General features: G+C 43.0%; 8 protein-coding genes. 2 read left to right on the forward strand and 6 right to left on the reverse strand.

Features of this window, described 5'->3' with window-relative positions:
• Window positions 1-205: 205 nt before the first annotated feature.
• Entirely contained in the window at window positions 206-1,612 is a 1,407-nt protein-coding gene (gene gndA / locus Xmir_RS11465) for an NADP-dependent phosphogluconate dehydrogenase (RefSeq protein ID WP_099114376.1), read from the reverse strand.
• A gap of 298 nt (window positions 1,613-1,910) precedes the next feature.
• On the opposite strand from gndA, the gene Xmir_RS11470 reads away from it, so the two are divergent.
• Both Xmir_RS11470 and Xmir_RS11475 read left to right on the forward strand, forming a co-directional pair.
• On the forward strand, window positions 1,911-3,491 hold the full coding sequence (locus Xmir_RS11470; RefSeq protein WP_099114377.1) for a TerC family protein: 1,581 nt from the start codon (window positions 1,911-1,913) through the stop codon (window positions 3,489-3,491).
• A 255-nt stretch (window positions 3,492-3,746) separates the two neighbouring features.
• Window positions 3,747-7,811, forward strand: coding sequence for a phage tail protein (locus Xmir_RS11475; RefSeq protein WP_099114378.1), 4,065 nt, complete (start codon window positions 3,747-3,749; stop codon window positions 7,809-7,811).
• 241 nt (window positions 7,812-8,052) lie between these two features.
• Here the strand turns inward: Xmir_RS11475 and asmA are convergent, their stop codons facing one another.
• From asmA to apbC, 5 genes are all read right to left on the reverse strand, one after another.
• On the reverse strand, window positions 8,053-9,933 hold the full coding sequence (gene asmA, locus Xmir_RS11480) for an outer membrane assembly protein AsmA (protein ID WP_099114379.1): 1,881 nt from the start codon (window positions 9,931-9,933) through the stop codon (window positions 8,053-8,055).
• A 62-nt stretch (window positions 9,934-9,995) separates the two neighbouring features.
• Window positions 9,996-10,577 carry a dCTP deaminase gene (gene dcd / locus Xmir_RS11485; RefSeq protein ID WP_099114380.1) on the reverse strand — a complete coding sequence of 194 codons (582 nt, stop codon included), beginning with the start codon at window positions 10,575-10,577 and terminating at the stop codon, window positions 9,996-9,998.
• A gap of 47 nt (window positions 10,578-10,624) precedes the next feature.
• Window positions 10,625-11,266, reverse strand: a complete 642-nt coding sequence (gene udk, locus Xmir_RS11490) for a uridine kinase (protein WP_099114381.1) — start codon at window positions 11,264-11,266, stop codon at window positions 10,625-10,627.
• Window positions 11,267-11,677: 411 nt separating this feature from the next.
• Window positions 11,678-12,754 carry a YiiG family protein gene (locus Xmir_RS11495; protein WP_167385971.1) on the reverse strand — a complete coding sequence of 359 codons (1,077 nt, stop codon included), beginning with the start codon at window positions 12,752-12,754 and terminating at the stop codon, window positions 11,678-11,680.
• A 355-nt stretch (window positions 12,755-13,109) separates the two neighbouring features.
• Entirely contained in the window at window positions 13,110-14,222 is a 1,113-nt protein-coding gene (apbC, locus tag Xmir_RS11500; RefSeq protein WP_099114383.1) for an iron-sulfur cluster carrier protein ApbC, read from the reverse strand.
• Between the last annotated feature and the right edge of the window lie 149 nt (window positions 14,223-14,371).

Here is a 14,371-nt window from a genome sequence, read left to right on the forward strand (position 1 = left end):
CTAGTAATACTCAGTCTGGTTGTCCTCAGCCTCGCTGTATTGCTTTACTATCATGATGCTGAGATAGCACACTGGTTAGAGAGATTTGCACAACGGTTGCTCAAGTAACAATCTCTGAATTAATATGTTTCACAACAAAATAGGGTGTTGATAACTCAGCACCCTATTCTTTGGACATTAAATATTTAATAAAAATATCTAACGATTATTCCAGCCATTCGGTGTGATACACACCTTCTTTATCGGTACGCTTGTAAGTGTGCGCACCAAAGTAATCACGCTGTGCCTGAATCAGGTTGGCTGGCAAAATGGCTGAACGATAGCTGTCGTAATAAGAAATGGCAGCGGAGAATGTTGGTGTTGGGATCCCATTCTGTACGCCATAAGAGACAACATCACGCAGGGCTTGCTGGTATTCGTCTGCGATTTGTTTAAAGTAAGGAGCTAGCAGCAAGTTAGCAATGGCCGGGTTTTCATTGTACGCATCCGTGATTTTTTGTAGGAATTGCGCACGAATGATACAACCGGCACGGAAGATCTTGGCAATTTCGCCGTAGTTCAGATCCCAACTATATTCATCCGATGCCGCTTTCAGTTGCTGGAAACCTTGCGCATAGGAAACAATCTTACCCAGGTACAGAGCACGGCGAACTTTCTCGATAAATTCAGCTTTGTCGCCATTGAATGGCTGTGCTTCCGGGCCAGACAACACTTTGGATGCCGCCACGCGCTGATCTTTCAGGGAAGAGATATAACGTGCAAATACGGATTCCGTAATCAGTGTCACTGGAACACCCAAATCCAACGAGCTTTGGCTAGTCCATTTCCCAGTACCTTTGTTAGCAGCTTCATCCAGAATCACGTCAACCAGATATTTACCTTCTTCATCTTTCTTACGGAAAATATCAGCAGTAATTTCGATCAAGTAGCTGCTCAGCTCGCCTTGGTTCCAATCGCTGAATACTTCTGCCAATTCCTGATTGCTGAGGTTCAATGCGTTTTTCAATAAGGAATAAGCTTCCGCAATCAGCTGCATATCACCATATTCAATGCCATTGTGAACCATCTTCACATAATGGCCAGCACCGTCTGCGCCAATATAAGTGACGCAAGGCTCTCCATCAACCTGAGCAGCAATCTCTTTCAGAATAGGCGCTACCAGTTCATAAGCTTCTTTTTGACCACCGGGCATGATTGAAGGGCCTTTCAGTGCACCTTCTTCACCACCAGAAACCCCAGTACCGATAAAATTAAAACCCTGAGCAGACAACTCACGATTACGGCGAATAGTATCCTGAAAATAGGTGTTGCCACCATCGATCAGAATGTCACCCTTATCCAAATGTGGCGTCAGTGATGCAATGGTTTTATCCGTAGCTTCACCTGCCTTAACCATCAACAGAATACGACGTGGCTTTTCCAGTGAATCGACAAATTCTTCAATGGAATAACTTGGAACTAATTTTTTCCCTGGATTTTCAGCAATAACTTCGTCAGTTTTATCACTGGAGCGGTTAAAAATGGATACAGAGTAACCACGGCTTTCAATATTCAACGCCAGGTTGCGCCCCATTACCGCCATACCGACAACACCGATCTGCTGTTTGGACATGAATAACTCCCGTCTAATAATGACTGCTGCCCACCCAAGATGCAGTACGTAACGCGACATGTCATATGTAACACATGCCCGTATGCAACAAAACAGAGTGGACAATTTGTTAATGAAGTCACATGTTAACTCAGGAAGGGTCATAGAGGGTAGTTATTGATGCAATCGATACCGTCGTGACGTTTGTTTGCTGAAAAAATTTCCAACTAAGATAAATCGACTATTGATATTTTATCCTTCAATACCCATTATTCAATAGTCGGCAGAAGCCGTCATAATAAAAGGTAAAATAAATTGTATGGAATGGATCGCTGATCCGACGATATGGGCCGGTCTGGCCACTCTTATCGTTTTAGAAATTGTTCTCGGAATTGATAACTTAATATTTATTGCCATTTTGGCAGACAAACTTCCTGAAAAACAGAGAGATAAAGCTCGCCTGACAGGGCTTTCCTGTGCTCTGGTTATGAGGATATTGCTGCTATTTAGCCTGTCTTGGCTCATTTCCCTGACCAAACCACTCGTTACCCTCTGGGATCATCCTTTCAGCGCCCGCGATTTAATTATGTTGATAGGTGGACTTTTCTTGCTGTTCAAAGCCACAATGGAATTGAATGAACGGCTGGAAGGGAAGACGATACATAGCAATCAACAACGCAAAGGAGCTAGCTTCTGGCCGGTTGTCGTGCAGATTATCGTTCTGGATGCGGTATTCTCACTGGATTCTGTTATTACTGCTGTAGGCATGGTCGATCACATTGGTATCATGATTGCCGCAGTTATCATCGCCATGATCTTGATGATATGGGCCAGTAAGCCTCTGACGAAATTCGTTAATGCACATCCCACAATCGTTATCCTCTGTCTCAGTTTCTTGTTGATGATCGGTTTCAGTTTGGTTGCAGAAGGCTTTGGTTACCACATACCGAAAGGCTATCTCTATGCGGCTATCGGTTTCTCCATCATGATTGAAGCATTGAATCAGTTTGCCCAATTCAATCGCCGCAAGTTCTTGAGCGCTTCCCGTTCTCTGCGTGAAAGAACCGCGGAAGCCGTTCTTCACATTTTAAACGGCAAGCGTGAAAACGCTGCGTTGGATAGTCATACTTCCAATCTGATTGCGGATGGTACTGATAACGAAGAAGTTTTTGAGCCTCAAGAGCGCCAGATGATCGCCCGTGTTCTCAGCATGGCTCAGCGTACCGTCAGCAGTATCATGACTTCACGCCATGATGTCGTTTATCTTGATGCCCATGCTCCGGCTGAAAAATTGACTCTGTTGTTGGAACAAAAGCCACATACGCGAATTGTCGTCACCGATGAGACAACCAGTGATGAACCTCTCGGTGTAGTGCACGTGATTGATATTCTCAACCAACAACTGACTCACAATGCCTTCGATTTACGGAAATTGGTGCAACAACCGCTGATTTTCCCAGAATCCCTCTCTTTGCTGCAAGCATTGGAGCAATTCCGTCAGGCACAAACACATTTCGCGTTTGTCGTTGACGAGTTCGGTTCTGTTGAAGGTGTAGTCACAGTAACAGATGTGATGGAAACCATTACCGGTAATCTGCCTGTGGGTGGCGGAGAGATCGATGCCCGCCATGATATTCAGGTCATGGAAGAAGGGTATTGGGTCGCCAATGGGTTTATGCCACTAGAAGATTTGGTTCTTTACGTGCCACTGCCATTGGATGAAAAACGCGAATACCAAACACTGGCTGGTTTGTTAATGGAACACTTGCAACATATCCCACAACAAGGCGAACAATTGCAGATTGGTGATTATTTGTTTGAACCACTGGAAATCACTAGTCACCGTATCAATAAAGTAAAAATTACTTCATTGAAAGTGGGAGAAGAAGTAGAAATGTAACACGCCAACCTAAGATTACATGGCTACTGAGAAAAACCAGCATAAGGCCGGTTTTTTTTTATTCCTATATGTTTTATCAGTTTGGCTCAATTTTTAGGCTATTTACTTATAACTTACCTAAGTACAATTAACGCCATTCAATGGTAGTTAGCGGGGATGTCGCCACCGCCTTCATATGCCCAGAAACTTTGACAAAGTCTTCTGCGGCTGATTTCGCAATACATCTATTTATTGTTGATAAGATGAGGGTTTCATATGAGTACAAAACATTTTGCATTACTGACACATGCAGGTAAAAACAAACTAGAAGCAGCTTCTTCATCGGGTAATAAACTTGAAATTACCCATATGGCTGTAGGGGATGGAGGTGGTAGTGCACCCATTCCCAACGCTAACCAATCTACACTAATTAATGAAAAGCATCGTGCTGAACTTGATGCTTTGACCATCGATCCCCAAAATCCCAGCCAACTTATCGCTGAGCAAACACTTCCTGAAGGTGAAGGGAATTGGTGGATCCGTGAAATGGGCTTATTTGATAAAGATGGCACACTGATTGCGGTAGGAAACTGCGCCGATCTCTACAAACAGGAATCTCAGGAGCAAACCATTCGTATGGCTCTGCCTGTTGGCGACAGAAGACTGACAGATTGGATAAGTAAGCTACTTTCCGGCCTTTCAACTCGCAACTATGTGAGAGAAAAAATTAAAGAACACGCCGAAAGCCGCAACCATCCTAACGCTACTTTAAAAGAGAAAGGATTTGTTGTATTGAGTAGTGCAGTAAACAGTGACAACGAAACTCATGCAGCAACACCAAAAGCAATAAAAACAGCCTATGAATTAGCAAATAAAGCTTATGATTTAGCGACTACGATATCCTCTACCGGCAAATTTGTACCATCAACCCGCAAAGTTAATGGCAAGGAACTGTCCAGAGATATTGAGTTGACAGCAGCGAATGTTGGTGCCTACGACAAAATTCAAACAGATTCTCTTGTCAATGGAGCCAATGAATTAGCTAATCAAGCTATTGATATTGCAAATAACAAAGTTCCACAATCCCGTAAGATCAACGGCAAAGAGCTGATAAAAGACATTGACCTGACCGCGCTTGATGTGGGTGCCTACACCCGACAAGAGACTGATGGACTTATCGACACAGTTAAGAAGTCGGCCGATACTGCTAATCAGAATGCAATTCAGGCACTTACAGAAATTAAAAGTGCGGTTCCACAAACTCGTAAGATTAATGACAAAGAGTTAATAACAGACATCCAACTGACTGTGGATGATATCGGTACCTACGATAAGAAAGCAATTGACGATCGTATCAATGCCGTTCAGCAATCAGCCGACACGGCCAATAACAATGCCATATCGGCCATTAAAGAGGCTGACAAAAAAGTTCCGTTAACCCGCAAGATCAACGACAAGGAACTCTTAACCGATATCCAACTCACTGCTGCCGATGTCGGTGCCTACAACAAAGCGGAAAGCGACGCCAATCTCAAGGGTGTTCGGGATCTGGCTGACAGCAAAGTGCCATTAACCCGCAAAGTCAATGGCAAGGAACTCACAACCGATATCCAACTGACTGCTGTCGATATCGATGTCTACGGCAAAGCGGAAATCGACACGCGTATCAACGATGTCAAGGAGCTGGCTGACAACAAAGTGCCATCAACCCGCAAAGTTAATCACAAAGAATTGTCAGCCGATATCCAACTCACTGCTGCTGATGTCGATGCCTACAACAAATCAGAAATCGACACGCGTATCAACGACGTTCAGAATTCGGCTGACAACAAAGTGCCATCAACCCGCAAAGTTAATAGCAAAGAACTGTCAGCCGATATCCAACTCACTGCCGCTGATATTGGTGCCTACAGCACAGCAGAAATCGATACGCGTATCAACGACGTTCAGGATTTGGCTGACAGCAAAGTGCCATTAACCCGCAAAGTTAATGACAAAGAGCTGTCAGCTGATATCCAACTCACTGCCGCTGATGTTGGTGCCTACAGCAAAGTGGAAAGTGACGCTAATATTAAAGTTGTGGCGGATCTGGCTGACAGCAAAGTGCCATTAACCCGCAAAGTTAATAACAAAGAACTGTCAGTGGATATCCAACTGCTTGCTGCCGATGTCGATGCCTACAGCAAAGCAGAAAGTGACGCCAATATTAAGGTTGTGACAGATCTGGCTGACAGCAAAGTGCCATCAACCCGCAAAGTTAATGACAAAGAACTGTCAGCCGATATCCAACTCACTGCCGCTGATATTGGTGCCTATAGCACAGCAGAAATCGATACGCGTATCAAAGACGTTCAGGATTCGGCTAACAACAAAGTGCCATTAACCCGCAAAGTTAATGACAAAGAGCTGTCAGCTGATATCCAACTCACCGCCGCTGATGTTGGTGCCTACAGCAAAGTGGAAACCGACGCGCATATCAATGATGTCAGGGATCTGGCTAACAGCAAAGTGCCATTAACCCGCAAAGTTAATAACAAAGAACTGTCAGCCGATATCCAACTCACTGCCGCCGATGTCGATGCCTACAGCAAAGCAGAAAGTGACGCTAACATTAAAGTTGTGACGGATTTAGCTGACAGCAAAGTGCCACCAACCCGCAAAGTTAATGACAAAGAACTGTCAGCCGATATTCAACTCACTGCCGCTGATGTTGGCGCCTACAGCAAAGCAGAAAGTGATGCCCATATCAAGGACGTCAGGGATCTGGCTAACAGCAAAGTGCCATTAACCCGCAAAGTCAATGGGAAAGACCTCACGACCGATATCCAACTGACTGCTGTTGATATTGATGTTTACAGCAAAGCGGAAATCGATACGCGTATCAACGACGTTCAGAGTTCGGCTGACGGTAAAGTGCCATTAACCCGCAAAGTTAATAACAAAGAACTGTCAGCCGACATCCAATTGATTGCTGCCGATGTTGATGCTTACAGCAAATCGGAAATCGACACACGTATCAAAGATGTTACGGATCTGGGTGACAGCAAAGTGCCATTAACCCGTAAAATCAATGGTAAAGAACTTTCAACCGATATCCAATTGATTGCTGCCGATGTCGATGCCTACAGCAAAACAGAAAGTGACACCAATCTCAAGGACGTTAAGGATCTGGCTGAAACTGCCAATAAAAATGCCACGTTGGCTCTGCAACAATCTGTTCCATCAACCCGCAAGGTCAATGGCAAGGAGCTGATAACTGACATTGAATTAAAAGCTGCTGATATCAATACTTATGATAAAGCGGAAATCGATGATCAAATCAGCAGAGTTACCGAGCAAGCTAAAAAAGCCGATAACACAGCAAATTCAGCCATTAGTATTGCTGATAGCAAAGTACCATTGACACGTAAAGTGAATGGCAAGGAATTATCAACGGACATTCAACTTACTGCGTCTGATATAGATACCTATAACAAGGCTGATATCAACATCCTTATTGATGAGGTTAAGGAACTGGCAAATAATGCCAATAATAATACGGAGAGTAAAGTTCCACTCACGCGTACCGTGAATGGTAAGGCCCTATTATCCGATATTAAGCTGACTGCATCTGATATGAATGCCTATACCAAAGGCGAAGTGGACAACCGCATTGAGGACATTAAAGATCTGGCAAATGCAGCCAATAACAATGCGGATGGTCGAGTCCCACTCACGCGTACCGTAAATGGCAAAGCCCTGTTATCCGATATTAGACTGACTGCATCTGATGTAGGGGCTTATAGCAAGACGGAAATCGATACCCGCATCAATAAAGTTGAAACATTAGCAAGTAATGCCGATACCAATGCGATAGCCGCCAAAAATGACGTTGAGGGACGGCTGGAGAAAAGTAAGAATGGAGCCGATATCCCAGATAAACAAGCCTTTGTGCGAAATTTAGGCTTGGGTGATTTGGTAGGATCAGGCCTTGAATCACGTCGAATCGGGGAAGATCACACCATCATCAAACTGGGTGAGATATTCATGTTAAACGGACTTGTGGTTGGTAGTGAACCTATTGGCGAATTTAATGTATCTGTGATTGGTGGAGTGACTTACTATACTCACTTCTACAAAATCACACTGCCCACGGCCTTGCCAAATGGCATTATTTCATGCCAGGCAAGCATTGTCGGAGATAGTTTTGATAATCAGCATCCTAGTTATTTGGCTGATGTCAAAACCCGGCGAGATAATTCAGACGGAGTTGGCTTGTCGAAAGATACACTGACAGTCTCTGTCACGACTAATCAGCTTGACTGGGTACCGCACTTCTACTATCAGGTTGTCGGGTATTAATACAGTAGGGTATTAACAGAAATAGGCATTAAATCAGGTGATCGCCAAGGCGATCACCTGACCTAAACTAAGATATCAATTTCTTTTCTATTACTACACATAAACCGACGATAATGCACGACCAAGGTTAGACGTCATAGGTAATATTTACCCTCTCTTTGTCTTATTTCTGACTTTATGATTTGTGACACTCTGAGCCATTTTTTTAATTAAAATCTGCATACATGGTTAACATTACGTATTAATGATTGCCCCTGTTTTTATTCAGCAATTCTTCTAGTTTTTTAAGGTTCTCATTATCGTTGTTATTTTCGAGCCAATCTTTGATGGATTTTTTAGCTCTTTCTTGTATCTCATCACGCAATACAGATTCCACATTCAACATATATTGCAGGTTATTCCAATCACCATAAACGCGCAGTGGTACTCTTAACTTCGCCAGACGACGTACCAATTCGTTCTGCTGACCCCATCCATCGGTTAATTGCACCCATAATGAAACATCGGTGTTCTGTTTCAGTAAATTGGCTTTTCCTTTACCCTGTATATTGAGAATACCGGAAGTTGCAGTAAGTTCACTAATATTAATCTCACCACGATCCAATTGTGCTTTCACTGACATATCTTTCGCTTCAGTAAAATCACCTGTATTCGTAGGTTGGCTGACTTGATCAGTTGCCCGGGAAAAAGATTGCTGAATAAGCTGTGGAATATTCAATCCTTTCAGGCGCGCGTTTTTCAGAACGATATTCAAATCACCCTGCCAATAATGGGAAATAGCATATTCGTCATACCCTTCCCCCACAAGGTTACCATCCACGTTAATCTGGCCATTGAATATTGGCGGTAATGCTAATGCGGTTAACAATGGCTCCAGCTCAATTTTCTGTAAAAGTGGCTTTGTATGTAATTTTGCAGGAGTCACTGTGGCATCAATCGTGGTTGGCAGCGCAAAATGCCCACCAAATAGATTGCCGCTTAACTTTTCAATTCTCGCCAAGCCATTATTATTCACAGCCTGCAAACCAAAATTATCAATATTCATCCCCTGATAGATGAGTTTATCTGCCATGAATGAGACATCAGCATCAACGCCTTGCAAAAAAGTGAGATCATAATTGGACAATGGCGAGACTGATGCCGCGATCACTGGTTTTGAGGAGTTATTTTCGATTCGATAATCATGTTTTGCCTGTGGGGTATTTTTCGGTAAAACATCCCATCCCAACAGATTGTCCAGATTCAATTTTGGCGATGTCAGGTTGATGGAGTATTGCGGCTTATTTTTCAATATGGCAGTAATATTACCTTTCAGTGCGTTCTCATCATTTATCATCAACGCTATTTTTTGCAGTGATATTGATTCAGGTGAAGCCTGATATTTCACTGTCGCACTGCCCGTCCCTTGAATTCCGGCAGATGGCAAACCAACACCCTTTAATTGATACGTCAGGGAATTAATGTCAGCCAACATCTTCTGCGGATAGTCGGAAATATCCACTGAGGCACCAAGTTCAAATGCTAATTCTTTCTGATTCTGATTAATTTTACTGCTGAGTTTGAGGTCAACGTGATTTTTATCATTGCGTTCCAACAGTAAATTGATACCACGAACATTTAATTGGGAATGATCACTGGCTTGCCAGATCAGTAAACTATCCACTACTTTGATTCTGGCAATATCCAATTTCCAAGCCTGAAGGCCAGAGACGGCGGGATAGCGAATATCACTTGCCGGCGCAATCGGAGCTTGCAGCCGTTTCTGCGGCTGGCTATCTGGTGTGAATCGCAATACAGCCTCTTTCAGCATCACTTCTTTAACTGAAAGTTGGTGGGATAACAGAGGCAACAATTCCACGTCCAGACGCATATTTTCTGCCACAATTGCCGGCTTTTTAGCATCCTGAGCGGTCAATGATACCTGTCCAGTCAGAATGCTCAGTTTTGGCCAGACATGCCAGCGTAAATCATCCTGAAACACGAGCTGGTAACCACTCTTCTTTTGTACCTGTTTGACTATATAGTCACGGAAATCATTTGGGTTAATTAACATGACCAGCGTAGTTAAACCAACAACAATGACTACCAACAAAATAACGAGTGTCGTCAACAATCTTTTCATGACTTCCCCAGTCTCATGTCTACAAGATGACCATTTTCACCAGAAAGCTTTATCAGGAAAGATTAATCTTCACTGATACGGCTACCTACGGCTCCCTGCTGATTTTTATATTTAGCATCCTGACGTCGGTTATAAGGCCGTTCAGCCGATCCGGAAAGCGGTTCAAAGCTCAATGCGCCTATGACCATCCCGGGGCGTAAAGCCAAAGGCAGTTTGCCTGAATTATAGAATTCCAGAACGATTTGCCCCTGCCAACCCGGATCAATGCGATGCGCAGTGACATGCACCATCAGGCCGAGACGCGCCAGAGATGAACGCCCATCCAACCAACCGACTAAATTATCAGGCAGTGTGACAGATTCCAGCGTTACCGCCAAAGCCAATTCACCGGGATGGAGGAAAAATGCTTCTCCATCCGGCAAAGTAATTTCATCGCTCATGACACGGTCAAGTGCTGCATTGACTTCCGCCTTAGGGCCACTCAAATCAATGTAAGCGGCAGTATGACCCCGAAAAACGCGAAACTGATTCCCAAGGCGCACATCAGCAGTTGCCCCATTAATACGTTCAACAGGGGGACGTGGGGTAATTACCAGCTTACCTTCATCTAGCCATTTAATAATGTCACGGTCACAGAGTCGCATTATTTCCTCTCAAATACGATGGTACTTATGAATGCCTGAACAGCAGATTATTCGTAAAATTGGCCAATTTTGGCTTTTAAGATATCAATGGCCACGCGGTTTTTCCCACCACGAGGTACAATAATATCGGCATATTGTTTTGATGGCTCGATAAATTGCAGGAACATGGGTCGTACCGTTTTCTTGTACTGTTCCATAACGGAATCCAACGAACGCCCGCGTTCATTCACATCGCGTTTAATACGGCGCATCAAACAGATATCCAGTGGTGTATCGACAAAAATGGAAAAATCCAACTCTTGACGCAAGCGCTTATCCGTTAATAGTAGAATACCTTCGAGAATAATGACTCTTTTCGGTTCAAAATGAATGGATTCAGGTTTGCGGGTGTGTTCAACGTAGTCATATTGCGGCAATTCAATGGATTTTCCGGCCTTCAGTGCCTGGAGATGTTCAAACAGTAAATTGTGATCCATTGAACTTGGGTGATCATAATTAACTTTATAACGTTCTTCCATTGGGGTGTTGGTTTGATCTTTATAATAGCAATCTTCTGGAATAACACCGATATTATGATCACCAACCTGAGCGCGTAATTCTCTATAAAGTGTGCTGGCAATTAGGCTTTTGCCTGAGGCGGAGGCACCTGAGATACCTACGATTGTACACTTATGTGCTTCATCAGCCATAGTAGAAATAACCTGGTTAAAAAAGAAAAAAATAAAGTGGGAACATGGTATTCACGAACACCATGTGTGGCGGATTATAGGGAGTTAGTGGCTTCTATTCCAGAGTAAACAAGATAAGTCTCGTTTTTTTCGATACGCTTCGCATAAAAATCCCGCGATTTTATGCTTCAAATGGAGAATACGCTAAAAATAATCCTTCAATGGTATGTAATTGAAATATGGAAAGTGATGCGAGACATTTTGGCAGATAAAATAGACATCACCGAACATCGACATCACCGGACATAGGCATCACCGGACATAGAACAATGGCCCTGTAACCGTAGGAGCCATTGGCCTACGTTCTTCATACTGAGTCACTCAAATATCATAAACCACCACTGGATGATAATAATATCAATAGGTTAATCATTAACTTAACCTATTAAATCTCTCAACAAATTGATTATACTCTCGTATCAGCTTGCCGACAGAACCATTTATCAACCATTCAGAAGAAGTGCCTAAATGTTTTTGCTCAAAATCTGAATAAGGAACTTTATCCCTGATCCTGCGGATACGTTCTTTCGCCGCCTTAGCATAACTGTCAGCTTGGGTTAGCAGAAAGTTATAACCTATGTAGGAGTGGTCACCCGCATTCTGAAGTTCTGCAACCAAGGGAAGCGCATTTTCTGTCTTGCTTTGCAATTCAGAAACCATAACAAATGCTTGAGCAGTATCAAAAGTATCCTCTTCAATCATCTGATTGATTTTTTTAGCATCAATTAAGATTGCCAGACTATAATATTCCAACGTCCGACCATCTTCTTTTTCTATTTGCTGTAAAGCGGTCAGTTGACGTTCATCATTAATCTTTTCAATAGATAGAGAGAATTCCTCAGACACGGGTTCAAATGCCTGATAAGCAGCAATCAATTGAGGATGTTTTGCTTTGCCTTTGGCAAAACCATCATCTTTGTGATCACCTTGGTCATAATAACGATTCAGTGCATTGATTTCTGCGACAAGTTTTACTGATAACTCAATATAGTTAATAGCAATATCATCAATCGGCTTCAATTCGGGTGTCATCGCGGCAACTTTTTTAATTTTTCCCTGACAACGGGTTACGCCATCTTGTCCAACCGGGTAGATGCCATAAACACCTTTTTCATTACCTGTAGGGCCTTTTTCTAAGTCTTTAACCCAATCGCTATAGCGATTCATACTCTTATGGATATATTCATCCAGTGAGTTATAACACTCAATATATGCCTGCATTTTTTCTGAAATAACTTGTTCAGCATCTTGAACAGATTCGCCTTTTAATTCCTTGGCTAATTGTTCAACTTTCCCTGCGATTGAATGATCTTGCGCAGTTTCAGATGATGCAGAGGCTACAGGCTGTGCTGACGCTTCTTTCTTGTTATCACACGCTGATAACGCTAGCGCAATGCAAAACGCCATAACCCCTTTTTTCCATTTTGTGGAGCTACCATTAAAATCCATTGCCATTCCTTACATAAGATTTTTTAAGGTGGATAAAATACCTTTTGAAAAGAGGGATTTCAAGGCGCTGAACTTAACTATAAAGTAGTTTATTTAATGAATTAAAATCTCAATAAATTACTTATCAGAGGGATTAAGTTTTCTTAATTTCACTATTTCTATGTAATAAAAACAATAAATCGAGTTTTACATCTAATTTATTAATCAGGGAAGAATAAAACACCAGACAACCAATTAAAGTAAATAATATTTTTAACTAAGTTAAAAAAACGCCGCTCACAAAAAATTGTCAACTAACAACGGCGTTTTATATATTTTTTAAATAATTACTTAAATAAAACTGCAACCACATCAATCAAACTGCACGGAAAGAAATTTCAGTCGGGATCTTTTCTCCCTGCCAATACATCTGTGCAGAAATACCGGCAGCAATTTCACGATAAATATCCGCAAACTCACTATCAGGCTGACTAATCACCGTCGGTTCACCACGGTCAAGATCTTCACGCAATGAAATATGCAGTGGAATTTTTCCCAATAATTGGCAATGATATTTTTCTGCGAGTTTCTCTGCTCCACCTGTACCGAAAATCGGCTCATGATGACCGCAGTTACTGCAAATATGGGTGCTCATATTTTCAATAATGCCTAAAACCGGCACATTGACTTTCTGAAACATGACAATGCCCTTCATGGCATCAATCAGGGCAATATCCTGTGGTGTTGTAATAACCAACGCACCAGTCACCGGAATATTCTGAGATAGCGTCAACTGGATATCACCTGTCCCCGGCGGCATATCGATCACCAGATAATCCAAATCTGGCCACAAAGTATCCTGTAACATTTGCATCAAGGCTTTGCTCGCCATCGGGCCACGCCAAACCATTGCGTTATCATCGGTAACAAGGTAGCCGATGGAGTTAGTCGCCATGCTATGTACCATAATCGGTGCCATATGCTGACCATCCGGGGAAGTCGGGCGCTCTTTGGCTGTACCAAGCATATTGGGGATAGAAGGGCCGTAGATATCCGCATCCAGAATACCGACTTTTGCTCCTTCCTGTGCCAGTGCCAGCGCCAAATTTACCGCCGTGCTGGATTTCCCCACACCGCCCTTACCTGAGCTGACTGCGACAATATTGCGCACACCATTTACGCCCGGCAAGTTATTGGCGCGGCGCAATGTGCTGATATCATGGGTTAATCGCCACTCAACGGCTTTCGCTCCCGTCGCGGCTTGCAGGGATTGAGTTGTTTCTTCTTTTAATACTTCAAAAGCGCGTTTCCAGACGAACGGCATGATTAATTCAATATGCAGTACGCCATCCAGCATAGTGCAATGATGCAACGCTTTCAGGGCGATCAAATCTCGCTCTAATGTCGGGTGTTTGAATGTTGCCAATATCTTGGCAATGTGTTCTTTCAGCAGGTCAGGATTGGTCTGCTCGGGGGATTGTGAGTTCATCCCGGCTCCTTTTAATTTCTCTTTTTTCAACCTAAAACCGTTTGGGCATCATAACAGAAGCTAACGGCTTCAGATAAGGCCATAAGTAAAAGTGACGAAGTTCCCCCGTTACCCTAGCGGCAACGCTCTTGATCAGGTAACATCAAAAA

The organism is Xenorhabdus miraniensis (genome assembly GCF_002632615.1).